Below are 22,771 nucleotides of genomic sequence, written 5' to 3'. Positions count from 1 at the left end.
GGAGTGTCTTCAAAGTAGCGGCGTCCGCCCGCAGGGCGGGCCTGGCGGTGTCTGGTGCGTGCGCTCGCAAGGCGGAGGAGGGAGTCCCTGCGTGGGGGCACCTCCCGGGGCGAGCGAAGCCGAGCCCTGGGGGAAGCGGCGACCGACGACAACGCCGCGAGCGTGCGTGCCAGACACCGCCAGGCAGGCGGGACTTTGAAGACACGACCTAGCGCAGCGACCGCACCACCACGTCGAAGGCCGGTGTGCGCGGAGTGACCGGCGCGTAGTGCCCGACGCCGGGCATCAGGTGCAGCCGCCCGCCCCAGTTGTTCGCGTACCGCCGCGACAGTTCGATCGGCACCTCCTCGTCGGCGGTACCGTGCAGCACCTCCACCGGGATGCGCGGCAGCAGCCGCATCGGATCGGCGTCCTCCAGCGCGCTCTCGGTCTCGCTTACTGCCGCGTCCTCGCCGCCGAGGAAGGACGCCACCGCGCCGTCATCGAGACGCAGCTCGTGGGCGCGCGCGAGGTCGGCCAGCGGGGCGGCCACGACGACACGGGCCGCGGCCCGCTGACGCCTGGCCGCGGCCCACAGCGCCAACTGGCCGCCCGCGGAGTGCCCGAACAGGACACTGGGCGGGGCGCCCAGGTGATCGAGGGCCGCGTCGACGTCCTCGGCCGTGGCGGGCCAGCCGCCGCCACCGCCGACCCTGCGGTACTCCACCAGGGCCACCGACATCCCCTGTCCCGCCAGCGCGGCGGCGAACGGCGACAGATGGGTGCGGTCCCACTCCTCGCGCCAGAACCCGCCGTGCAGCAGGACGACGCGGGGCCCCGAGGCGCCCTGCCCGTAGAGGTCGACGACCTGGGAGGGGTGCTCCCCGTAGCGCACCTGGCGCTCGGGCGGCGCCGGCGCGAGTGCCAGCAGTGCCTTGTACTCGTCCTGGCTCATCGTGGTCCCCCGATCACCTCGCCCAGGACGCGCGCGGCACGCTCGACGTCCTGGAACGCAGTGTAGAGCGGGGTGAACCCGAAGCGCAGGACACCGGGGCGCCGGAAGTCACCGACGACGCCGCGCCCGATCAGCTCGGCCATCACCCCCTCGGCCCGCTCCGCCGGGTCGCACAGCAGCGCGACCTGGCTGCCGCGCCGCGCGTGCTCGGCGGGCGTCAGCGACCGCACCGCGACCTCGGCGCCCGCACCCGTGTACGCCGCCACGCAGCGCAGGAAGAAGTCGGTGAGCGCCAGCGACTTGGCCCGCACGTCCTCGATCCGCACCCCGTCCCAGACCGTCAGCGCCTCCTCCAGCGCGGCCATCGACAGGATGTCCGGCGTGCCGACCCGGCCGCGCGCCGCGCCCGCGGCCGGCGCGTACGCGGGGTCCATGGCGAACGGGTCGGCGTGCGAGGCCCAGCCGGGCAGCGGCGAGTCGAACCGCTCCTGGAGTGCGGAGCGCACGTACAAGAACGCGGGGGAGCCCGGCCCCCCGTTGAGGAACTTGTAGGTGCACCCCACCGCGAGGTCCACCCCGTGCGCGTCCAGCCCCACCGGCAACGCGCCCGCGCTGTGGCACAGGTCCCAGACGCCGACGGCGCCCGCCTCACGGACGGCCGCCGTCAGCGCGGGCAGGTCGTTGAGGGTGCCGGTGCGGTAGTCGACGTGGTTGAGCAGCACCGCGGCGGTCCGCGGCCCCACGGCCTCGGGCACCCGGGCGGCGGCGACGGGACGCAGCGCGCACCCCGTCAGCCGCGCCGCGGACTCGGCGATGTAGCCGTCCGTCGGGAACGTCGCCTCGTCGAGAAGGAGTTCGTCCCGCCCGGAAGGACGCCCCGCAGCGCGCTCCCGCGCGATCCGCACGGCACCGACCACGGCCTTGAGCACGTTCACGCTCGTCGAGTCGCCCACGACGACCTGGCCAGGTCCCGCACCGACCAGCGGGGCGATCAGCTCACCGACCCGCTGCGGCATCTCCCACCAGCCCGACTCCGTCCACGACCTGATGCCCAGCTGCCCCCACTCCCGGGAGACCACCTCGGCCAGCCGCTTTGGCACCCGGGCGGGGAGGGCGCCGAGCGAGTTGCCGTCGAGGTAGACGGTGCCGTCGTCGAGCACGAACAGCTCACGCAGCGGCGCGAGGGGGTCGGCCGCGTCGAGGGAGGCGGCCACCTGGTCCTGCGCCGCGTCCGCGGCGAGGTCAGACATGGCTGCGCGCCGTCCACAGCTCGGGGAACACCTGCTTGGCGGCCCGCTTCTCCAGCCAGGCCACACCGGCGGAGCCGCCCGTCCCCGTCTTGGCTCCCATGGCCCGCCGCGTGGCGACGAGGTGGTCGTTGCGCCAGCGCCACACCAGTTCGGCGACCTCGGTCAGGGCCTCACCCAGCCGGTGCGCCACCGATCCGGCGCCGTCCCGGTAGACGCGCACCCACACGGCCTCGACGCCCGGGTCGGCCTCGTACCTTCGCGTGAGGTCGCGCTGGAGCACCGCTTCGGGGACGTCCTCGCCGCGGCGGGCGAGGAACCGCAGCGCCTCGTCGTAGAGGCTCGGTTCGTGCAGGGCCTTCTCCAGCTCGGCGTGCACGCGCGGCGACCCGCGGTGCGGCACGAGCATGGAGGAGGACTTCTCGCCCAGCAGGAACTCCACCCGCCGGTACATCGCGGACTGGAAACCCGACCCGTCACCGAGCGCGGAGCGGTAGGAGTTGAACTGGGCGGGGGTCAGATGGGCCAGCGGCTCCCAGGAGGCGTTGAGCGACGCCATCTCGTACGTCGAGCGCGTCAGGGCGGCCGCGGCGGCCTCCAGGTCGTCCTCGCGCAGCTTGCGCGCCGCCGTCTGCCACTCGTGCACCAGCACGGTGAACCACAGCTCCATCACCTGCGTGGTGACCAGGAACGCCATCTCGCCCGGGTCGTCGGAGAGCGGGTGCTGGAGGTGGGTGAGGACGTCCGCTTGGACGTAGTCCTCGTACGGCGTGGTGCCACCGAACTCAAGGACCGGGGCATCGGGGTCGTGTGACATCGCTGTCTCCACTCGCTGTGCTTCCGGGTAGCGGTCCGCCCCTTCCGGATAGACGTCGGAGCCCCGGTCCCCTCGGGCCTCAGGCGGCCCACCACGCATCATGCGCGCGATGCGGCGGCGGCGGCAAGGTCACCGCCGCCGTCCGCACACCGGCGCAGCTCAGGCACGCCCCATCACGGGCCGCGTCCCACCGGCCGCGCTCAGCCCAGGGTGGAGGCCGCCGTGGGCGAGCTCTCCTTCAAAAAGGAGCTGCACCGCTCGTACTCCTCCTGCTCACCGATCGTCTGCGCGGCCCGCGCGAGGGCGTGCAGCGCCCGCAGGAAGCCCCGGTTCGGCTCGTGCTCGAACGGCACGGGCCCGTGCCCCTTCCAGCCGTTGCGGCGCAGCGCGTCCAGGCCCCGGTGGTAGCCGGTGCGCGCGTACGCGTACGACGCGACGACGTTGCCCGCCTCGAACGCGTCGTCGGCGAGCTGCGCCCACGCCAGCGACGACGTCGGGTGCTGCGCGGCGACCTCGGCGGGCGCCGTCCCGGCGGCGAGCAGCTCGCGGGGCTCGGGATCATCGGGCAGATGGGTCGGGGGAGGACCCCCGAGCAGGTTCTCGTGAATGGCCATGAGCCCCAGTGTCCCCCACCCGGGACCCGTCCAGCGCTGGCCTGTCCGTACCCCGGGTTCCGCCGGCCCTCAGCACACCCGGCGCAGCGCCGCGACCAACGCGTCGATGCCCGCCTCGGCCTTGGAGCGGGGGCAGCCGACGTTCAGCCGGACGAAACCGGGAGCGCCGTACGCCGTCCCCGGCATGACGGCGACCTTCTCGTTCTCGATCAGTTCACGTTGCAGCGCCGCGTCGTCGAAGGGCGCCGTGCCCAGGCCGCGCAGGTCGATCCAGGCCAGGTAGCCGGCCTCGGGCGGCTCCCAGCCCAGGGCGGGGAAGGCGGCCGCCAGCCGCTCGGCGACCATGCGCAGGTTGCCGTGCACGTAGTCCCGCAGCTCCGCCAGCCACCGCTCGCCCTCGCGGTAGGCGGCGATGTGCCCGACGAGGGAGAGCACGGCAGGTGAGGAGAGCCCGTCCGCCTCCTTGAGCGCCCGCAGATAGCCCTCCCGCGACGCCTCGTCCCGCACGATGCCGTAGCTCCCGGTGAGCGCCGGGATGTTGAACGACTTCGAGGCGGAGTTCAGCACCGCCCAGCGGCCCGTGCCGTGGCGGACCCAGGGCCTGTGGCGGTGCGGCGGATGGGCGAGGTCCGCGTGGATTTCGTCGCTGATCACGGCCACGTCGTGGCGGGCGCACAGCCGCGCCATGTGCGCCAGCTCCCCTTCCGTCCACACCCGGCCCGTGGGGTTGTGCGGGGAGCACAGCAGCAGCACCCGGGTGTCGGGCAGCGCCAGCAGCCGCTCCAGTGCCGCGGCGTCCCCGACGGGGCAGCCGCGCAACTCCCGCTCGTGCGCGGCCAGCACCTTGGGGAAGGCGTCGTAGCAAGGGGTGTGCACGACGACGCCGTCACCGGGCCCGGACCACAGCCGCAGCAGCTGCGAGACCTGGTAGATCACCGACGGCCCGTAGACCACCCAGTCGGGGTCGACGGCGGTCTCGTACCGCCGCGCGTACCAGTCGGTGACGGCGGACAGGAAGTCGCCCTGCCGCCAGCGCGAGTAGCCCAGCACCCCGTGGTCGAGCCGCCGCCGCAGCGCCTCCAGCACCTCGGGGGCCGTCTCGAAGTCCATGTCGGAGATCGTGAACGGCAGCAGCCCCGGCACCCCGAAGCGGTCCTGCACGTAGTCCCACTGGGTGCACCAGGTGCCGTGCCGCTCGACGACCCGGTCGAAGTCGTAGGCCGCGCTCACGCGCTCCTCCTGCCGGGAAGCAGCCCCTCGATGGCGTCCTTGACCGACTGCACCTGCGGACCGATGACGACCTGCACGGTGTGCGGATCGAGGGTGACCACGCCGACGGCGCCGAGCTTCTTCAGCCGCGCCTCGTCGAGGCGTGCGGCGTCCTCGACGGTCATCCTCAGCCGGGTGATGCAGTTGTCCAGGGTGCGTATGTTGTCCGGGCCGCCGATCGCGTCCAGCAGCGCCGCGGGGTCGTACCGGCCGGCGACCAGCTTCGGCGCGGCCGGCTCCGCCTTAGCGGCCCCCTCCGACACGGCAGCGCCCTCGTCCTCGCTCGCTTCCTCCTCCTCGTCCGGGGCCTCCCGCCCAGGGGTCCTGAGGTCGAAGCGCCGGATCGCCCAGCGGAAGAGGAAGTAGTACACCGCGAACCACACCGCCGCGATCACCGGCACCAGGTACCACCGGGTGGTCGTGCCCTGGAGCACCCCGAAGACGAACCAGTCGATGACGTTGCCGTCGGTGTTGCCGATGAAGACGCCCAGCACGGCCGACGTCAAGAAGCCCAGCCCCACCAGCACCGCGTGCAGGAGGTACAGCCACGGCGCGATGAACAGGAACAGGAACTCCAGCGGCTCGGTGATCCCGCCGACCACGCAGGCCACCACACCGGAGATCAGCAGCGCCTTGATCTCGGGGCGCATGGCGCGCCGCGCACAGTGGTACATGGCGAGCGCCGCGCCGGGCAGTCCGCCCAGGTAGGCGGGCATCTTGCCCTGCGAGAGGAAGTGGGTCGCGGAGGTGACGTCACCGTTCGCCGCGGCGTCGCAGTTCAGTTGCGCGTAGAAGAGGTTGAGCGCGCCGCTGACGTGCTCGCCGCAGACGGTGCCCGCGCCGCCCACGTCGGTGAAGCGGAACATCGCCACCAGGATGTGGTGCAGCCCCACCGGGCGCAGCAGCACCTCACCCGCGCCGAAGAAGAACGGCCCGAACACCCCTGTGTGCCCGATGGCCTCGCCCAGGTCCCTGATCCACCCGTTGAACGTCGGCCACACCAGCGGCACGAGCAGCCCGGCCACGCTCAGCACCAGCGTCGAGACGATCGGCACGAAGCGCAGCCCGCCGAAGAACGCCAGCGCGTCCGGCATCCGCTGGGTCCGGAAGCGGCGGTGCAGCACCGAGACGACGATGCCGACCACGACGGCCCCCAGCAGCCCGGTGTCGATCGACTGGATGCCCAGGACGTCGGCGATGCCGTAGTGCGCGATCGCGTCCTTGTCCTCCAGGTCGACGCCCTTGGCGGTGAGGAAGAAGTTGACCGCCAGGTTCATCGCCACGTACCCGACGAACCCGGAGAACGCGGCGACCCCCTTGTCCTCGCGGGCCAGGCCCAGCGGAATGGCCATGGCGAACAGCACGGGCAGGAACGTGAAGGCCGTCTGCCCCGTGTTGGCCATCCAGGTGAAGACGAGATGGAAACCCTCGCCCTGGAGGAAGGTCAGGTTGCCGGTGACGGCGTCGCTGGAGAGCGACGAGCCGACGCCGAGGATGATGCCGCAGAACGCCAGCAGGGCGACCGGCAGCATGAACGTCTTGCCGAGCCCCTGGAGAAACTCCCAGGCGGCGGCCTTACTCTTGCGCAGTGCGGACTTGCCCGTCCGCAGTGATGTGCTGTCCACCGGCCCAGTCTGCGGGGCGGCACAGGGGCGAACACAATGGTCAGCGGGTTACGGATGCATAGCGAAAGGCCCGGGCCCACCCCTCGGAGGGGGCGGACCCGGGCCGAAGACCTCCCGCGGCGCCGGGCACGCGCTCGCTCAAAGGCGCGTCACTTCAGGCGGGTGCCGGTGGAGCGCAGGTTGGCGCAGGCGGTCTGCACGCGCTCGGCCATGCCCTTCTCGGCGGCCTTGCCCCAGCTGCGCGGGTCGTAGACCTTCTTGTTGCCGACCTCGCCGTCCACCTTCAGCACACCGTCGTAGTTCGCGAACATGTGCGCGGCGACAGGGCGGGTGAAGGCGTACTGGGTGTCGGTGTCGAGGTTCATCTTCACAACGCCGTTCTGCAGCGCGGTGGCGATCTCCTCCTCCGTGGAGCCGGAGCCCCCGTGGAAGACGAAGTCGAACGGGCGGCTGCCCGCCGGCTTCTGGAACTTCTCGGCGACCCCCGTCTGGAGGTCCTTGAGCAGCTCGGGACGGAGCACCACGTTGCCCGGCTTGTAGACGCCGTGCACGTTGCCGAACGAGGCGGCCAGCAGGTAGCGGCCCTTCTCGCCCAGGCCCAGCGCCTCGGCCGTGCGCACCGCGTCCTCGACCGTGGTGTACAGCTCGTCGTTGATCTCGTGGGTGACGCCGTCCTCCTCGCCACCTGTCGGGGTGATCTCGACCTCAAGGATGATCTTCGCGGCGGCGGCCTCGGCCAGCAGCTCCTGGCCGATCTCCAGGTTGTCCTTGAGGGTCTCGGCCGAGCCGTCCCACATGTGCGACTGGAACAGCGGGTTCTCACCGCGCTGGACGCGCTCCCGGGAGACCGCGATCAGCGGACGGACGTAGCCGTCGAGCTTGTCCTTGGGGCAGTGGTCGGTGTGCAGGGCGACGTTGACCGGGTACTTCTTCGCGACGATGTGGGCGAACTCGGCGAGCGCCACCGCGCCGCTGACCATGTCCTTGCTGTACTGGCCGCCCAGGAACTCGGCCCCGCCCGTCGAGATCTGCACGATGCCGTCGCTCTCCGCCTCGGCGAAGCCGCGCAGCGCGGCGTGCAGCGTCTGCGTCGAGGTGACGTTGATGGCGGGGTAGGCGAACTTGCCTTCCTTCGCCCGATCGAGCATCTCGTTGTAGACGTCGGGGGTTGCGATGGGCATCAGACCGCTCCTCGGGGTGTGCGTGGTATCCGGCTGCGGATCAACGGAACGTCAACGGCGACTTCATCGTCGGGCCCATCCTCCCAGACGGGCCCGAGTGCTCCGGACGCGGGTGTTCACGAGTTCACTAAGCCGTTGCTCCAAGGGAGTGACGCGCGGCCTGGGCGGTGGCGCGGTTCCACGTGAAACATCGGCCCACGAGAGACGTCAGCCGAGCGCCAGATCCTGCAAATCGAACGCGTATACGTACGGGACCCCCGCGCGCTCCATGGCCGCGGCAGCGCCCCGCTCCACGATGGTCGCCACCGCGACCACCTCCGCGCCCGCCTGGCGCGCCGCCTCCACCGCGGTCAGCGGCGAGTTCCCCGTCGTCGACGTGTCCTCGACGATCAGCACCCGCCGGCCCGCCACGTCCGGGCCCTCGATCCGGCGCTGGAGACCGTGCTGCTTGCCCGCCTTGCGGACGACGAACGCGTCCAGCCGCCGGCCGCGAGCCGCCGCCGCGTGCATCATCGCCGACGCGACCGGGTCGGCGCCCAGCGTCAGACCCCCCACGGCGTCGTAGTCCAGCTCCGCCGTCGCGTCCAGCATGACCTGACCCGCCAGCGGTGCGGACTCGCCGTCCAGGGTGATGCGGCGCAGATCGACGTAGAAGTCGGCCTCCGCACCCGAGGAGAGCGTCACCCTGCCGTGCACCACGGCCTTGTCCTTGATCTGCCGCAGCAGCGCGTCCCGCGTCTCATCCATGAGACCTCAGCCTATGTTCCCCGGAACCGGCCTCAGCGACAGCCCCACCGGTGGCCCCCCCACACCCCGCACCCGACGAGAGCCCCTACACGCAAGCGCTGCGCCGCCTCTCACACAAGAGGGTGCCCCTTGATACCCAGGGGGGCTCCTAGGGGGGCGGAGCCCCCGTAGCGGGGGGCCGTTGGGGGGCGGAGCCGCCCCAACGCCCGGCCGGCGAGGCCAAGGGGGTCTGGGGGCGGAGCCCCCACCACGGCCGAGAGCACCCTCACGAAAGAAGGGGAAGACCACATCCGGCAGAGGCAGGGGGCGCAGCCCCACTCAGCGGGAGCTCGTCACAAACGGGTAAAGGACCACGTCGTGGTGAGCTCCAGCGGATCGATCGGCGTCACCTGCCGAGGGTGGGAGTTCAACCCGTTCGGCGGCCCACTCTGCGGCTCCACGCACACATAGTCGTCGGGCTCGTCGAAGACGACGACGTACTCGGCGCGGGAAGAGATCGCCAGCTCCAGCTCACCGGGCCAGGTGAGCCGGACGTCGACCCCGCCGGGCATCCCGAAGCAGTCGTCCCACGGCCCGGGGCGCGGCTCGACGCGTTTGCCGGTGGGGATGTGGTCGTCGCCGCGCTCCTCCTGCCACTCGGGAGAGAAGTCGAGCCGCACGTCCTCCCCGCCCTGGCCGAGGTTGCGCAGGAACCAGGGGTGCCATCCGGCCTGGGCGGGGAAGGAGACGTCGAAGGTCTCGACGGCGAGTTTCAGCGTGAGCGCGGCGCCGTCGTCGCTGAGCTCGACGACCTGGGTGGCGCGCCCTTCCCAGGGCCAGGGGTCGGTCAGGTCGTAGGTGAAGGCGGCCTTCGTCCCGGTGGCGCCGGGTGCCTGCTGCCACGCGGCGTCCCGCACGGTGCCGTGAATGGCGTGCGGGCCTCCCCCGGCCTCCGGCCGGGAGGTGCCCGCGTTGACGGGGAGTTGGAACATCTCTCCGCCGTTGCGGAAACGCCCCTGGGCGGTGCGTCCGCACCAGGGCGCCATGACGAAGGAGCCGTATTCCGGCCCTTGGCGCAGGAGTTCCGTGCCGCCCACCCGGAGGGAGGCGAGCCGGCACCCGCGCTGGGGTTCGATCGTCACCTCGGTCCCATGGGCGCTGAGCACGACGGTCGTGGCTTCTGCGGGGGTGGGCAGATCAGTCATAACAGCGACCATAACGGCGCCTTCAACGGCGCCGCCGCAAGACCCGGCCGATGACCACGGCGCCGGCGACCGCGACAGCGGCCGCGGGCGCCGCCCAGCGGAGGGTCTCGGTGGCGGAGTTCGGCTCCGGAGCGGGTACGGGCGCGTACCGTCCGCGCGGTGGGGCGTGATCGACCTCCTCCGCGCTGCGTCCGATCATCGTGCGCCGGGCGTGCGCCGCTTCGGCGCCGAGCGCGCTCGGATCGGAGGGGGCGCCGTCACCCGGGGCCCGTGCGGCCTCGTCCTCGTCGTCGCGGCCGAGCGAGGACGGCGGGATCTCCGTCTCGAACAGCGGGGTGGACTCCGGCTCGTCCTCGCGATCACCCTCGGTACGGCCGGACGCGCGATCCCCCTCGGTGCGGCCGGACGCGCGGTCGGGTTCGGCCTCGGGTTCCGGGATGCCGGGGATGGCGCGCTCGTTGTCGTCGGGTGCCCCGATACCGCCCGCGACGGGGCGGACGTCCTCCTCCGCGCCCCCACCGGGCACCTCGCCGCCGGCGGGCGCGCCGCCCGCCGCTTCGGCCTCGGGGCTGCCCGGCGGCGGCTCGTCGCGGATGCTCTCGCCGAGCGCGGCGGCGAAACGGTCCAGCATCCTGACGCCCGCCGACGAGGCGGTCTTCTCCTCGATCCCGGCCAGCCGCCCGGTGCCGGTGACGGTGCCGACGCACACCAGCGCCGTGCCCTCGCCGTCGTCGGCCACCCGCGGTTCGACGCTCAGCGCGAGTTCGACGGTGCCCTCGCCCCGCGCCTCGCCGCCGCTGCCCTCCACCTCCAGCCGCTCCAGCCCGTCGTGCGCCGCGGTGGTGCCGGTGAGGCCGTGCGGGGTGAGCGAGACAGAGCCGCGGTAGGTGATGGTCGAGCCGCCGATCCGCACCTTCAGCCGGCCCGCCAACCGCTGGGCGGCGCCCTCGCCCGTGGACGACCCGGCGTCCGCGGGGCGTTCTGGCTGCCACCCGGGGACGCAGCGGGCGACGCGCGCGCTGTCGGCGAGTGCGGCCCGTACAGAGCCGACGGAAAACGGAACGTACACCTCGTGCTCCATGGGGCGGAGCCTATTACCCCTCGGTCCGCCGCACATATGACTGCGCCGGATCTTTCCCCTGTTCGCTCCCCCGCCCGGGGTCTTCGGTCCTGCGGGCGCGCCCCGCGGTCCGCCCAGGTGCGCGGCTCACCCCGGGTAGCGGGGGTGCATCAGCGTGGAGGGCGGCAGTTCTTGGACGTCGGCGCGTCCGGCGAGCCGCGCCCCGGCGGTGAAGCGCCCCACTGGCGCGCCGCACCGCCGGGGCGCGGCTGCGGACGCGGCCCCGGACGCGCCCCCGGCCCGCCGGGCCAGCAGGAAGCCGCGGTCCTCGGCCTCGCGCGCGTAGGGGCACGTCGTCAGCCCGGCGGCGCGGAGCGTGGCATCGACGGTCCAGAACGCGTGCGGGTCCGCGTCGGGCGAGCCGGCCCGGACGGCGAGACGGCCGTCGGCGGACAGCGCGCGGGCGGCCAGCCCGTAGAACTCCTGCGAGTACAGCTTGCTGGTGGCGGCGTCGGAGGGGGCGGGGACCGCGGCGACGATCACGTCGTAGCGGGGCCTGCCGGATGCGGCACGCTCGCGCAGCCAGTCGAAGCCGTCGGCGGTCACCACGCGGACCCGCGGGTCGTCCAGCGCCCCGTCGTTGAGGGCCAGCAGTCCGGGATCGCGCCGGGCGAGCCGGACGAGTCCGGGGTCGGGCTCGACCACGGTGACCCGCTTGACGCCAGGCCGGCGCAGCACCTCCCGCGCGCTGAGCCCGTCGCCGCCGCCCAGGACCAGCACCCGCCCGTGCGGTCCGCTCTCCATGGCGGGGCCCACGAGTGCCTCATGGCGCTCGTGGGCGCGGGGCCCGCGTACAGCCAGCCGGCCGTCCCTGAAGAGCCGCAGTTCGCCCGCGTCGGGCCATGCGGCGGGGGTGGCGCCGCCGGTCAGCACGAGTTCCTGTGCGCCGGAGCGGACGGCGACCCGCACGTCACCGCCGTAGACGGCCTGCCGCGCGGCGCGTTCGAAGGGCGCGACGAACGCCGCGCCGCACAACAGCAGCACCAGGACGCAGCCGTTGGCGCCCAGCAGCCGCCACCGCACCCTGGTGGGCAGGTCGTGGCGGAAGAGCCACTGGACGACCAGGCCGCCGGCCAGCACGTTGACGACGCCGGTGAGCAGCGCGCCGGTCAACTGCCCGAAGAGCGGCAGCAGCAGGAAGGGGAAGGTGAGTCCGCCGACGAGCGCCCCCACGTAGTCGGCGGCGAACAGGTCGGCGAGCGCGCCGCCCGCGTCCTGCTGGCGGATGCGCTGGATGAGCGTCATCAGCAGCGGCATCTCGGCGCCGATCAGCACCCCGATGGTGAAGGAGATGGCGACGAGCGCGATGCGGGCCTCACCCAGCCAGGAGAAGCAGGCGTACAGCGCCATCGCCGAGCCGCCGCCGGCGAGCGCGAGCAGCGCCTCCACGTAGCCGAAGCCGGCGGCGGCGTGGCAGGGCAGCCGCTTGGCGAGCAGTGAGCCGACGCCCATCGCGAAGACCATGACGGACAGCACGACGGAGGCCTGGGTGACCGAGTCCCCGACCAGCGAGGAGGCCACGGCGACCAGTTCGAGCTCGTAGACGAGCCCGCAGGCCGCGCAGACGAAGACCGAGGCGAGGACGAGTCCGCGTCCGAGTCCGGCGGGGACGGGCAGCCGCGCGCTGCTCGCGGTGGTCCGGGCGCCGGGCGGGGAACGGTCGATCATGGAGGCACGTTACGTCACACACCGAACACCATCCGTCACTCACATGGGTGCTTCCACGGCGTTCAATCCCGAACACCCCACCCTTCTCGGAGAGATCTCGCTGGTGGCCACACGGGTGCGGGTGGCCACCAGCGACCCCTCCTGCGGGTAGGCGTGCCAGGTCCGCCAGCGGATCTGCCCCTCGTGGCGCTGGACGAGCAGCGCGGTGAACGCGCACGGGTCGCCGGGGAAGGTGCCCGCCAGCCCGTGCGGGTGTTCGGCGACCAGCGCGAGCAACTCCTGCGCTCGCCCCGCGAACGAGCCGGGCGAGAGCCGTTCGACCCGCGCCGCGAACTCGTACTCCCACGCACCGAAGCGCTTGGAGACCCCCAGCGGGAGGGGGGCGGTGCTGCCGGGCAGGCAGGCCACCGTCTCGGAAAAGCTGCCGTACTCCTCGTCAAGCAGCACCTGGTGAGAGGCCCCGAGGAGCCTCAACTGCACGTGGACTCCGCTCAGTTCGACGTCCATGCAGGCGAGCGCGGGCAGCGGCTCGCGGCCCAGCGCCCAGGCGAGTTCGTGTGCCCGGGTATCGGAAAAGGCGGTCTTCAGGGTGGTGAGCATGCGTCGGCTCCGCAAACACGCAGGGAGGGTGGGCCGGCCCACCCCTCGATCACCCGAAACCACCGGGCACGACAGCCCGGAAGCGTTCGGGGACGACAGTTCACGATTCACCGAATCACGAAATGCGCTGCGTCCTCAGCGGTTTTACCCATGTTCTCCAGATTTCCATCCCATAGGTATGGAAGAGGTCAAGTGTTCCCTTCTTGCCCCCCCGACGGTCAGCTGCCGCCCCCGCCGCCTCCGCAGCCGCCCCCTCCGCCGCAGGAGGCCCCACCACCGCACGACGAGCCCCCACCGCACGACGAAGTCCCGCCGCACGACGAGCCCCCGCCGCCGGAGGAGTCCCCGCCGCCCGCCCCGCCGCCCGCCCCGCCGTCGCCCACGGCGGCAGCGCCGCAGGAGCTGCCCGAACCCGCCGCCCGCCGCGGGTCGCGCGCGCCTCGGTCCCCGGCCCACCACGAGCGGGCCGCCACCCTCCGGCGCCAACGCCGCTCGGCGGCACGGTTGAACCGGGCGAGCACGCCGAGGCCCACGACGAGCAGCAGAACGAGAAAGACGCCGGTGAAGAGTGCGTCCCCGATGTCCATGCGCGTATCCCCCTTACGTCACACGTTGTGTGCGCCCATGGGGCGCACGGCATCTCCTGCCCTGAGGGGGACGGAGGCAAAGCGGAGTTGAGGAAGACCAGAGCTTGCCGGAGGATGGCGGCCATGACTGCTGGCCACGCTGCTGCCCCGGGCGGCCGTCCGCTGCTCAACCGCCGCCTCGCCGAGTTCGGCACCACGATCTTCGCCGAGATGTCCGCGCTCGCCGTGAGGACCGGCGCGATCAATCTCGGCCAGGGCTTCCCCGACACCGACGGCCCCGAGTCCGTCCGGGAGGCCGCGGTGCGCGCCGTACGGGACGGGCGAGGCAACCAGTACCCACCGGGCCCCGGCATCCCCGAGCTGCGCCGGGCCGTTGCCGAACACCAGCTCCGCTTCTACGGACTGCGCTACGACCCCGAGACCGAGGTGCTGGTCACCGCGGGTGCGACGGAGGCCATCGCGGCCTCGCTGCTCGCCCTCGTCGAACCCGGTGACGAGGTGATCGCGCTGGAGCCGTACTACGACTCCTACGCCGCCTCCATCGCCATGGCGTCCGGCACCCGGGTGCCGGTCACCCTGCGCCCCGACGCCGCCTCGGGGACGTACCGCCTCGACCTGGACGAGCTGCGCGACGCGGTCACGGACCGCACCCGCCTCATCCTCCTCAACACCCCGCACAACCCCACCGGCACCGTCCTGACCCGCGACGAGCTGGCCGCCGTCGCCGAGCTGTGCGTCGAACGCGACCTGCTCGCCGTCACCGACGAGGTGTACGAACACCTCGTCTTCGACGGCACCCACCACCCGCTGGCGGCCTTCCCCGGCATGCGCGAGCGCACGGTGACGATCTCCTCGAGCGGGAAGTCGTTCTCGCTGACGGGGTGGAAGGTGGGCTGGGTCACCGGCACCCGGGCACTGGTGACCGCCGTGCGCTCGGCCAAGCAGTACCTGACGTACGTGTCCGCCGGGCCCTTCCAGTACGCCGTAGCCGAGGCCCTGGCCCTGCCCGACGCCTACTACTTGGGCCTGCGGGACGGCCTGCGCGCCCGCCGCGACCTGCTGGCGGCCGGGCTGCGCGAAGCCGGATTCGGCGTCTTCGCCCCGGCCGGCACCTACTTCATCACCACCGACATCCGCCCCCTCGGCGCCACCGACGGCATCGACTTCTGCCTGTCCCTCCCCGAACGGGTGGGCGTGGTCGCGGTGCCCACCCAGGTCTTCTACGACCACGAACCCGCCGGCGCGCCCTACGTGCGCTTCGCCTTCTGCAAGGCAGAGGACGTCCTGACCGAAGCGGTCAGGCGGCTCCACGAGCTCTCCGGGCTCTCCGGGCTCTCCGGGAACTGAGCGGGACGGAGAAGGAAGGGACGGAACGGGGAGGGGCGGAACGAGGAGGGCGGCCGTCCCCCGTCGGCCGGCCGCCCTCCCCCGTCGGCCGGTCCCCCGTGGCCCGGCCGTCTTCCCCGTGTGCGCGGTGGTCGTCCGCGCTGATGACACCGAGTCTTCCCGGAGAGGCGGTCCCGCGGTACCTGACAGATGTCAGGGGTGGCACAGGACGGCGAGAAAGCACACAGCCGCACGAGGGCCGGGGCGCGCGCCGTGCGGGCGTGCGGCCCCGGCCCTCGTACGCGGCCGTGGTGGGACGGCTGCCGGGCTAGGAACCCTCGCCGTCGCCCTCGCCCTCGGAGGAGTCGATCTCCTTCTCCAGGCCGAACTGCTCCACCAGCCACTTGTCGAACTCGATGGAGGCCCGCACCCAGCTGACGGTGCTGGAGACGAAGTGCTCCAGCGAGACGCCCGTGCCGATCAGCATCTGTGCCTCGCCGATCAGGCGGACACTGCCGTCGTCGTGGGTGTGGCTGTAGACCTTCGGCCACAGCGTGCGGCGGTTCCAGTCGTCGATGGCCTCGAGGAGCTTGGGCTTGTCCTCGATGGAGTGCTGCCGGTCGTAGAACGTACGGACCGAGAACACCTGCTGCTCCGCCTCGCCGCGGAACATGAAGTAGGTGCGGAACTCCTCCCACGGCGCCGCGAGGTCTCCCTCGTCGTCGACGACGTACTTCAGCTCCATCTGGTCCAGGAGCTGCTTGACGAGGTCCTGGTCGGGGAGGATCGGACCGGTGGGACCTGATCCCTCCGGCTCCTCGGGCTGGCCCCCGAAGTTCGGAATCGAGGACGGGTCGATGCTCACGTGGGTGTTTCCCTTCATACGGCTGCGGCCATCCTCCCGCACGGGCCCCCCGCGATGACAACCCTGGAGGGTTGACCCCCTGTTTGGCCCCGGCCCCACCCCTTCACCGTTTCCTGGAAGCTTCGCCCCCAGACCCCCGCTCCTCAAACGCCGGAGGGGCTGATTCCAGCCCTCCGGCGTTTGAGGAAGGGACCTAGCCGGCGGAGCCGACCGCCAAGCCGTCCCAGCCTTCGACGTGGTCCACCCGGACCACGTCACCGTCGCGGACGTCCCCCGCGAGGATCTCCCTCGCGAGCTGGTCGCCGATGGCGGTCTGGACGAGGCGGCGCAGGGGCCGGGCCCCGTAGGCGGGGTCGTTGCCTTCCAGTGCCAGCCAGTCGAGCGCGGCGGGGGTGACCTCCAGCGTCAGGCGCCGCTCGGCCAGCCGGGCCTGCAACGCGTCGACCTGGAGCTGGGCGATGCGCCGCAGCTCGTGTCCGGCGAGGGCGGAGAAGACGACCAGGTCGTCGAGGCGGTTGAGGAACTCGGGGCGGAAGGAGGCCCTGACGGCGGCGAGCACCTGTTCCCGCTTCTCCTCCTCCTTCTCCAGGGGATCCATCAGGTGCTGGCTGCCCAGGTTGGAGGTGAGGATGAGGATCGTGTTGCGGAAGTCGACCGTGCGGCCCTGGCCGTCGGTGAGCCGCCCGTCGTCGAGCACCTGGAGCAGCACGTCGAAGACGTCGTGGTGCGCCTTCTCGACCTCGTCCAGCAGCACGACGCTGTAGGGGCGCCGTCGTACCGCCTCGGTGAGCTGGCCGCCCTCCTCGTAGCCGACGTAGCCGGGGGGCGCGCCGACGAGGCGGGCCACCGAGTGCTTCTCGCCGTACTCGCTCATGTCGATGCGGACCATGGCCCGCTCGTCGTCGAAGAGGAAGTCGGCGAGCGCCTTGGCCAGCTCCGTCTTGCCGACGCCCGTGGGGCCGAGGAAGAGGAAGGAGCCCGTGGGGCGGTTGGGGTCGGCGATACCGGCGCGGGTGCGGCGCACGGCGTCGGAGACGGCGCGCACCGCCTCGCTCTGGCCGATCAGCCGCTTGCCCAGCTCGTCCTCCATGCGCAGCAGCTTCTGCGTCTCGCCCTCCAGCAGGCGTCCCGCGGGGATGCCGGTCCAGGAGGCGACGACGTCGGCGATGTCGTCCGAGCCGACCTCCTCCTTGACCATCTTGTCCCGCTTGTCGGCCTGCCCGGCCGCGGCTTCCTTCTTGGCCTCCTCCTCCTCGGTGGCGGCCGCCAGCTCCCGCTCGGTCGCGGGAATCTCCCCGTACAGCAGCTTGGAGGCCGCGTCGAAGTCGCCGTCGCGCTGGGCGCGCTCGGCCTGCCCGCGCAGCTCGTCGAGCTTCTCCTTCAGCTCACCGACCCGGTTGAGGCCCTGCTTCTCCTTCTCCCAGCGCGCCGTCAGACCGCGCAGCTCCTCCTCCTTGTCGGCCAGCTCGCGGCGCAGCCGCTCCAGGCGTTCGACGGAGGCGGGGTCGGTCTCCTTGTCCAGGGCCAGCTCCTCCATCTTGAGCCGGTCGACAGAGCGCTGGAGCTCGTCGATCTCGACGGGCGAGGAGTCGATCTCCATCCGGAGCCGCGAGGCCGCCTCGTCGACCAGGTCGATGGCCTTGTCGGGCAGGAAGCGCGAGGTGATGTAGCGGTCCGAGAGGGAGGCGGCGGCGACCAGCGCGCTGTCGGAGATCTGCACCTTGTGGTGCGCCTCGTAGCGCCCCTTGAGGCCGCGCAGGATGGCGATGGAGTCCTCCACCGTCGGCTCGGCGACCAGCACCTGCTGGAAGCGCCGCTCCAGCGCCGGGTCCTTCTCGATCCGCTCGCGGTACTCGTCCAGCGTGGTGGCGCCCACCATGCGCAGCTCGCCGCGGGCCAGCATCGGCTTGAGCATGTTGCCCGCGTCCATCGCCGAGTCCCCGCCCGCGCCCGCACCGACGACGGTGTGCAGCTCGTCGATGAAGGTGATGATCTGCCCGTCGCTCTCCTTGATCTCCGCGAGGACGGTCTTGAGGCGCTCCTCGAACTCGCCGCGGTACTTCGCACCCGCCACCATGGCGCCCAGGTCGAGGGCCACCAAGCGCTTGTTCCGCAGCGACTCGGGCACGTCGCCCTTGATCACGCGCTGGGCCAGGCCCTCGACGACGGCGGTCTTGCCGACGCCGGGCTCGCCGATCAGGACGGGGTTGTTCTTGGTGCGGCGCGAGAGCACCTGCACCACGCGGCGGATCTCGTGGTCCCGGCCGATGACCGGGTCCAGCCTGCCCTCGCGGGCCGCGGCCGTCAGGTCGGTGCCGAACTTCTCCAGCGCCTTGTAGGTCCCCTCGGGGTCGGGGCCCGTGACCCGGCGGCTGCCGCGCTGCTCCTGGAAGGCGGCCAGCAGCTTCTTGTCACTGGCGCCCTGCTCCGCCAGCAGGTCGCCCGTCGCTCCGCCCTTGGCGGCCAGGCCGATCAGCAGGTGCTCGGTGGAGACGTAGCTGTCGCCCAGCTCCTTGGCCCGCTGGGCGGCGTCGGCGATGACGGCGAGCAGGTCGCGGTCGGCCTGCGGCCTGCTGACCGTCGAGCCCTGGACGGTGGGCAGCGCCGAGAGCCGGCTCTCGGCGGCCGAACGCAGTGCCGCCTGATCCGCCTCGACGGCGGCGATGAGGTCCTGGATGTTCTCGTTCTCCTCGCCCGTGAGCAGGGCGAGGAGCAGGTGGGCAGGGGTGATGTCGGGGTGGCCGCCGGCCACCGCGCGGTCGTTGGCCGCGCTGATCGCTTCCCGGCTCTTGTTCGTCAGCTCCGCGTCCACTGTCGTGCGCTCCTCCTCCGGTGCCGCCTCGGGCGCCCTGCCTCCGGCGCTTGCTATCTACAGCATGCAACAAGTTGAGTCTATTCCACTCAAGCTGCCAAACGGACTACTATCCGACTTAGTTCCCGGCTGTTCCCGGCCGCGGATCCCGCCCAACCCGCCGCCTGAGGGCGGCACTTGGAGCTGACAGTGAAACTCGGCATCGCCGGCACCCGTCGTGTCGCCACGGTCGTCCTCACCTCGGGGGCCGTGCTGACGACCGGCATCATCACCGCCCCCGCCCAGGCCACGACGCCCGCACGGGCGACCGCCGGCGCCCCGGCACAGGCGCAGGACCTGGCCGCCGCGGCGAAGAAGCCGTCCGTCACCGCCAAGGGCGGTTACGTGATGAACAGCGGCACGGGCAAGAGCCTCTACACCAAGGCCGCCGACACCCGGCGGTCCACCGGATCCACCACCAAGATCATGACGGCTCGCGTGGTGCTGGCCCAGAAGAACCTGAACCTGAACCGCAAGGTCACCATCCAGAAGGCCTACAGCGACTACATCGTCCGCAACACCGCCTCCTCGGCGCGATTGATCGTCGGCGACAAGGTCACCGTCCGCCAGCTCCTGTACGGGATGATGCTGCCCTCAGGATGCGACGCCGCCTACGCGCTGGCCGACACCTTCGGCAGCGGCTCCACGCGCGCCGCCCGGGTGAAGTCCTTCATCGGCAAGATGAACGCCTCGGCCAAGAGCCTCGGCCTGAAGAACACGCACTTCGACTCGTTCGACGGCATCGGCAAGGGCAGCAACTACTCCACCCCGCGCGACCTGACGAAGCTCGCCCGCGACGCCATGGACAACACCACCTTCCGCTCGATCGTGAAGACCCGCTCCACCAAGCAGAAGACGGTCACCAGCTCCGGCGGCTACCGCTCCATGAACTGGACCAACACCAATCCGCTGCTGGGCGGCTACTCCGGCGCGCTCGGAGTCAAGACCGGCTCGGGCCCCGAGGCCAAGTACTGCCTTGTCTTCGCCGCGCAGCGCGACGGCAAGACCGTGATCGGTACCGTCCTGGCCTCCACCTCGTCCGCCAACCGGACCAAGGACGCCAAGAAGCTGCTGAGCTACGGCTTCGCCGGGTAATTCCCCGGCCCCACTCCGCCGCGCTCCCTCGCGTGGAGGCGCCCGCACCCCGTGTCCCGGCCCCCGGGGTGCGGGGCGGGCGCCCGGCCCGCACCCGCGGCGGCCGGCCACGGGCTCCGAAAGCGCGGACTACTTACGGGGCGTGGGGCGCCAGACCACCAGCGCGCTGGACTGCCGCACGTCCTCGTACGGCACGAGGTCGCGCCGGTAGGAGGCGTGCACCTGCGCCTCCCGCTGCCGCATCGCGGCCGCCGCGCCCTCGACCGCCGCCGACAGCTCGGCGACCCGCGACTGGAGCGCCGTGACCTGGTTCTCCAGCTCGATGATGCGTTTGATCCCGGCGAGGTTGATGCCCTCGTCCTGACTGAGCCGCTGCACCTCGCGCAGCAGCTCGATGTCGCGGGCCGAGTAGCGGCGCCCCCGCCCGGCCGTGCGGTCGGGCGAGACCAGGCCGAGACGGTCGTACTGCCGCAGAGTCTGCGGATGCAGGCCGGAGAGCTGCGCGGCGACCGAGATGACGTAGACCGGGGTTTCGTCAGTCAGCTCGTACGCCGCGGCACGCGAGGCGCGCGCTCCACCCGCGGCGAATGTCCGTCTGCGTGCGTCCCGGCCGTCCACCTCAGTCTCCCTTCGCCGCCTTGAACAACGCCGCCCGCGGATCCTCGTCCGCGAGGGCGTCCTGGAAGGTCTCCAGCGCGTCCCGCGCCTTGTCGTCCAGCTCCGTGGGCACCGTGACCTCCACCGTCACCAGCAGATCGCCCCGGGTGCCGTCCTTGCGGACCGCGCCCTTGCCGCGCGCCCGCATCGTGCGCCCCGACGGGGTGCCCGCCGGGACCTTGAGGGTGACGGGCGGGCCGCCGAGCGTGGGCACCTTCACCTCGCCGCCGAGCGCGGCCTCCACGAAGGTGACCGGCACGGTGACCGTCAGGTTGTCGCCCTTGCGCCCGAACACCGGATGCTTGTCCACGTGCACGACGACGTACAGGTCGCCGCCCGGTCCGCCCCGCTCGCCCGGCGCTCCCTTGCCGCGCAGCCGGATGCGCTGCCCGTCGCTGACGCCCGCGGGGATGCGGACCTGCATCGTGCGCGAGCTGGTGGCACGCCCCGAGCCCTTGCAGGTGTCGCAGGCGTCCTGCGCGATCAGCCCGCGCCCCTTGCAGTCCACGCACGGGTCGGTCAGCGAGAAGCCGCCGCCCGCGCCGCGCGAGACCTGCCCGGTGCCCACACACGTGGGGCACACGCGCGGGGTGCCGTTCTTGTCGCCCGTACCGGCGCAGTCCTTGCACGCCGCGGAGGAGGACATCCGCAGCGGGACCGTGGCCCCGTCGACCGCCTCGGTGAAGCTGAGCGTCACCTCGGACTCGATGTCCTGCCCGCGCCGCGGCTGCGTGCGGGTACCGGCGCCGCCGCGGTTGAACAGCCCGCCGAAGACGTCGCCGAGGCCGCCGCCGAAGCCGCCGGGGCCTGACGCGCCGCCGCCGGGGCCCTGGCCACCGCCGCCGAACAGGTCGCCCAGGTCGAAGTTGAACGAGCCCGCGCCGCCCTGGCCGCCGGCGCCGCCGGGCCGGAACCCGCCGTTGCCGAAGAGGGTGCGCGCCTCGTCGTACTCCTTGCGCCGCTTGGGATCACCGAGGACGTCGTACGCCTCCGAGGCGTCCTTGAAGCGCTCCTCGGCCTTGGGATCGCCGGCGTTGGCGTCCGGGTGGTTCTCCCGCGCCAGCTTGCGGTACGCCTTCTTGATCTCGGCTTCGGTGGCGTCCTTGGGGACGCCGAGGACCTTGTAGTAGTCCTTCTCGATGAAGTCCTTGGTACTCATCCTCGACGTCCCTCCTCCCGATGGCGGTCAGCCCTCTTCCGGGCCACCGGTCTCCTCTTCTGCTGCCGAGCCGTCGGATCCGCCCTCGCTCTTGCCGCCTCCGGCACCCGGCTGCGGCTCTGCGACGCCGACCCGCGCGGGACGGATGGTCCGCTCGCCGATCCGATACCCGGGCTGGAGGATCTGCACGCACGTCGTCTCCGTGACATCCGGAGAGTAGGAGTGCATCAGCGCCTCGTGGACCGTCGGGTCGAAGGGCTCGCCCTCCTTGCCGAACTGCATGAGGCCCATCTTGGCCGCGACCATCTCCAGCGACTCGGCGACCGACTTGAAGCCGCCGACCAGCTCGCCGTGGTCCCTCGCCCGGCCGATGTCGTCGAGCACCGGCAGCAGCTCGGTCAGCAGGTTCGCGACGGCGATCTCCTTGACCGCGGCCCGGTCCCGCTCGACCCTGCGGCGGTAGTTCTGGAACTCCGCCTGGAGCCGCTGGAGATCCTGGGTGCGCTCGCCCAGCGCCGTGCGGGCCGCCTCCAGCTCGCTGCCGCCGCCCTCGGTGGCGCCTTCCGCGCCCTGCTCCTCGGTGGCGTCCTCGGCCTTGGACATGTCCTGCGCGCTCACATCGCCCTCTGCGTTCTCAAGGGTCTGGGCGTCCCCGGCCGCCGGCCCGGGGGCCGCCTCCTGCTCGGAGACGGCCCCGGCTGCTGCCTGCTCGCCGGCGTCGGCGGGGACGTCGGGCGTCGGCTTCTTGCCGGCGCCCGCGGTCTCCTCCGTCACGCCGCACCGTCCTTGGGCTTCTGCTCGTCGTCCACGATCTCGGCGTCCACGACGTCATCCTCGGCGCCGCCCTCGGGCTTGCCCGCGTCCGCCGCGCCGGCACCCGCCTCGGCACCGCCGGCCTGGGCCTGCTGCGCGTCGGCGTACAGCGCCTGGCCCAGCTTCTGGCTGGTGGCCGCGACCTTCTCGGACGCCTCGCGGATGGCCGCCGTGTCCTCGCCCTTGAGCTTCTCCTTCAGGTCGGTGAGGGAGGTCTCGACCTCCGACTTGGTGTCGGCGGGGACCTTCTCCTCGTTGTCCTGGAGGAACTTCTCGGTGGTGTAGACCAGCTGCTCGGCCTGGTTGCGGGTCTCGGCGGCCTCGCGGCGCTTGTGGTCCTCCTCCGCGTACTGCTCGGCCTCGCGCATCATGCGCTCGATGTCGTCCTTCGGCAGGCTGGACCCGCCGGTGA

Annotated in this window: 21 protein-coding genes; 2 read left to right on the top strand and 19 right to left on the bottom strand. The window is 72.2% G+C overall.

Going from position 1 to position 22,771, the window contains the following annotated elements:
- Positions 1 to 208: 208 nt before the first annotated feature.
- The 13 genes from DQ392_RS02905 to DQ392_RS02845 all read right to left on the bottom strand — a co-directional run bounded on the left by DQ392_RS02905 (position 209) and on the right by DQ392_RS02845 (position 13,593).
- Positions 209 to 934, bottom strand: a complete 726-nt coding sequence (locus DQ392_RS02905; protein ID WP_114013881.1) for an alpha/beta fold hydrolase — start codon at positions 932 to 934, stop codon at positions 209 to 211.
- Positions 931 to 2,184, bottom strand: a complete 1,254-nt coding sequence (gene kynU, locus DQ392_RS02900; protein WP_114013880.1) for a kynureninase — start codon at positions 2,182 to 2,184, stop codon at positions 931 to 933. The genes DQ392_RS02905 and kynU overlap by 4 nt, the downstream gene beginning before the upstream one ends.
- On the bottom strand, positions 2,177 to 2,998 hold the full coding sequence (locus DQ392_RS02895) for a tryptophan 2,3-dioxygenase family protein (protein ID WP_114013879.1): 822 nt from the start codon (positions 2,996 to 2,998) through the stop codon (positions 2,177 to 2,179). Before DQ392_RS02895 ends, kynU begins: the two co-directional genes overlap by 8 nt.
- A 200-nt stretch (positions 2,999 to 3,198) precedes the next feature.
- Positions 3,199 to 3,612, bottom strand: coding sequence for a DUF3151 domain-containing protein (locus DQ392_RS02890; RefSeq protein WP_114013878.1), 414 nt, complete (start codon positions 3,610 to 3,612; stop codon positions 3,199 to 3,201).
- Positions 3,613 to 3,681: 69 nt separating this feature from the next.
- Positions 3,682 to 4,842, bottom strand: a complete 1,161-nt coding sequence (locus DQ392_RS02885) for a MalY/PatB family protein (protein WP_114013877.1) — start codon at positions 4,840 to 4,842, stop codon at positions 3,682 to 3,684.
- Entirely contained in the window at positions 4,839 to 6,506 is a 1,668-nt protein-coding gene (gene malX, locus DQ392_RS02880) for a maltose/glucose-specific PTS transporter subunit IIBC (RefSeq protein ID WP_281272945.1), read from the bottom strand. Before malX ends, DQ392_RS02885 begins: the two co-directional genes overlap by 4 nt.
- 149 nt (positions 6,507 to 6,655) lie before the next feature.
- Positions 6,656 to 7,687 (bottom strand): class II fructose-bisphosphate aldolase, encoded by a 1,032-nt coding sequence (fbaA, locus tag DQ392_RS02875; protein WP_114013876.1) that lies wholly within the window; start codon positions 7,685 to 7,687, stop codon positions 6,656 to 6,658.
- A 207-nt stretch (positions 7,688 to 7,894) separates the two neighbouring features.
- Positions 7,895 to 8,434, bottom strand: a complete 540-nt coding sequence (locus tag DQ392_RS02870) for an orotate phosphoribosyltransferase (RefSeq protein WP_114013875.1) — start codon at positions 8,432 to 8,434, stop codon at positions 7,895 to 7,897.
- Positions 8,435 to 8,766: 332 nt separating this feature from the next.
- The gene (locus DQ392_RS02865) at positions 8,767 to 9,618 is read right to left on the bottom strand and encodes an aldose epimerase family protein (RefSeq protein ID WP_114013874.1); all 852 of its coding nucleotides are present in this window, start codon (positions 9,616 to 9,618) and stop codon (positions 8,767 to 8,769) included.
- A 22-nt stretch (positions 9,619 to 9,640) separates the two neighbouring features.
- The gene (locus tag DQ392_RS02860; RefSeq protein WP_114013873.1) at positions 9,641 to 10,699 is read right to left on the bottom strand and encodes an SRPBCC family protein; all 1,059 of its coding nucleotides are present in this window, start codon (positions 10,697 to 10,699) and stop codon (positions 9,641 to 9,643) included.
- A 126-nt stretch (positions 10,700 to 10,825) separates the two neighbouring features.
- Complete coding sequence (locus DQ392_RS02855) at positions 10,826 to 12,406, bottom strand: polyamine aminopropyltransferase (RefSeq protein ID WP_114013872.1); 1,581 nt, start codon at positions 12,404 to 12,406, stop codon at positions 10,826 to 10,828.
- Positions 12,407 to 12,445: 39 nt separating this feature from the next.
- Positions 12,446 to 13,006: a DUF2617 family protein gene (locus DQ392_RS02850; RefSeq protein ID WP_114013871.1), complete on the bottom strand. Its 561-nt coding sequence runs from the start codon at positions 13,004 to 13,006 to the stop codon at positions 12,446 to 12,448.
- 218 nt (positions 13,007 to 13,224) lie between these two features.
- Positions 13,225 to 13,593, bottom strand: a complete 369-nt coding sequence (locus DQ392_RS02845) for a hypothetical protein (protein WP_114013870.1) — start codon at positions 13,591 to 13,593, stop codon at positions 13,225 to 13,227.
- A 123-nt stretch (positions 13,594 to 13,716) separates the two neighbouring features.
- Between DQ392_RS02845 and DQ392_RS02840 the strand changes: the two genes are divergently transcribed.
- A complete protein-coding gene (locus DQ392_RS02840) occupies positions 13,717 to 14,940 on the top strand; it encodes a pyridoxal phosphate-dependent aminotransferase (protein WP_114013986.1) in 1,224 nt (407 codons plus the stop codon).
- A 307-nt stretch (positions 14,941 to 15,247) separates the two neighbouring features.
- On the opposite strand, the gene DQ392_RS02835 is transcribed toward DQ392_RS02840, so the two are convergent.
- Complete coding sequence (locus DQ392_RS02835; protein WP_114013985.1) at positions 15,248 to 15,784, bottom strand: type III secretion system chaperone family protein; 537 nt, start codon at positions 15,782 to 15,784, stop codon at positions 15,248 to 15,250.
- A gap of 193 nt (positions 15,785 to 15,977) precedes the next feature.
- On the bottom strand, positions 15,978 to 18,596 hold the full coding sequence (gene clpB / locus DQ392_RS02830) for an ATP-dependent chaperone ClpB (protein ID WP_114013869.1): 2,619 nt from the start codon (positions 18,594 to 18,596) through the stop codon (positions 15,978 to 15,980).
- A gap of 189 nt (positions 18,597 to 18,785) precedes the next feature.
- On the opposite strand from clpB, the gene DQ392_RS02825 reads away from it, so the two are divergent.
- A complete protein-coding gene (locus DQ392_RS02825) occupies positions 18,786 to 19,730 on the top strand; it encodes a D-alanyl-D-alanine carboxypeptidase family protein (RefSeq protein WP_114013868.1) in 945 nt (314 codons plus the stop codon).
- 129 nt (positions 19,731 to 19,859) lie between these two features.
- On the opposite strand, the gene DQ392_RS02820 is transcribed toward DQ392_RS02825, so the two are convergent.
- From DQ392_RS02820 to DQ392_RS02805, 4 genes are all read right to left on the bottom strand, one after another.
- Positions 19,860 to 20,348: a heat shock protein transcriptional repressor HspR gene (locus tag DQ392_RS02820; RefSeq protein ID WP_425470468.1), complete on the bottom strand. Its 489-nt coding sequence runs from the start codon at positions 20,346 to 20,348 to the stop codon at positions 19,860 to 19,862.
- A gap of 1 nt (position 20,349) precedes the next feature.
- Positions 20,350 to 21,546 carry a molecular chaperone DnaJ gene (dnaJ, locus tag DQ392_RS02815; protein WP_114013867.1) on the bottom strand — a complete coding sequence of 399 codons (1,197 nt, stop codon included), beginning with the start codon at positions 21,544 to 21,546 and terminating at the stop codon, positions 20,350 to 20,352.
- Positions 21,547 to 21,573: 27 nt separating this feature from the next.
- Positions 21,574 to 22,320, bottom strand: coding sequence for a nucleotide exchange factor GrpE (grpE, locus tag DQ392_RS02810; protein WP_114013866.1), 747 nt, complete (start codon positions 22,318 to 22,320; stop codon positions 21,574 to 21,576).
- Positions 22,317 to 22,771, bottom strand: a 455-nt coding sequence (locus DQ392_RS02805; protein WP_147266474.1) for an Hsp70 family protein, incomplete at its 5' end; no start/stop codon positions are given. The genes DQ392_RS02805 and grpE, both read right to left, overlap by 4 nt.

Source organism: Streptomyces reniochalinae (assembly GCF_003323735.1).
GTDB lineage: Bacteria > Actinomycetota > Actinomycetes > Streptomycetales > Streptomycetaceae > Streptomyces > Streptomyces reniochalinae.
The sequence above is the reverse complement of the archived record's forward strand: the minus strand, read 5'-3'. Positions and strand labels throughout refer to the sequence as shown.

Coding starts and splice junctions, on each gene's coding strand:
- DQ392_RS02845 (WP_114013870.1), bottom strand. CDS start 13,593: ATGGACATCGGGGACGCACTCTTCACCGGCGTCTTTCTCGTTCTGCTG.
- DQ392_RS02870 (WP_114013875.1), bottom strand. CDS start 8,434: ATGGATGAGACGCGGGACGCGCTGCTGCGGCAGATCAAGGACAAGGCC.
- DQ392_RS02860 (WP_114013873.1), bottom strand. CDS start 10,699: ATGGAGCACGAGGTGTACGTTCCGTTTTCCGTCGGCTCTGTACGGGCC.
- DQ392_RS02895 (WP_114013879.1), bottom strand. CDS start 2,998: ATGTCACACGACCCCGATGCCCCGGTCCTTGAGTTCGGTGGCACCACG.
- DQ392_RS02865 (WP_114013874.1), bottom strand. CDS start 9,618: ATGACTGATCTGCCCACCCCCGCAGAAGCCACGACCGTCGTGCTCAGC.
- fbaA (WP_114013876.1), bottom strand. CDS start 7,687: ATGCCCATCGCAACCCCCGACGTCTACAACGAGATGCTCGATCGGGCG.
- DQ392_RS02855 (WP_114013872.1), bottom strand. CDS start 12,406: ATGATCGACCGTTCCCCGCCCGGCGCCCGGACCACCGCGAGCAGCGCG.
- DQ392_RS02850 (WP_114013871.1), bottom strand. CDS start 13,006: ATGCTCACCACCCTGAAGACCGCCTTTTCCGATACCCGGGCACACGAA.
- DQ392_RS02905 (WP_114013881.1), bottom strand. CDS start 934: ATGAGCCAGGACGAGTACAAGGCACTGCTGGCACTCGCGCCGGCGCCG.
- dnaJ (WP_114013867.1), bottom strand. CDS start 21,546: ATGAGTACCAAGGACTTCATCGAGAAGGACTACTACAAGGTCCTCGGC.
- DQ392_RS02840 (WP_114013986.1), top strand. CDS start 13,717: ATGACTGCTGGCCACGCTGCTGCCCCGGGCGGCCGTCCGCTGCTCAAC.
- kynU (WP_114013880.1), bottom strand. CDS start 2,184: ATGTCTGACCTCGCCGCGGACGCGGCGCAGGACCAGGTGGCCGCCTCC.
- DQ392_RS02890 (WP_114013878.1), bottom strand. CDS start 3,612: ATGGCCATTCACGAGAACCTGCTCGGGGGTCCTCCCCCGACCCATCTG.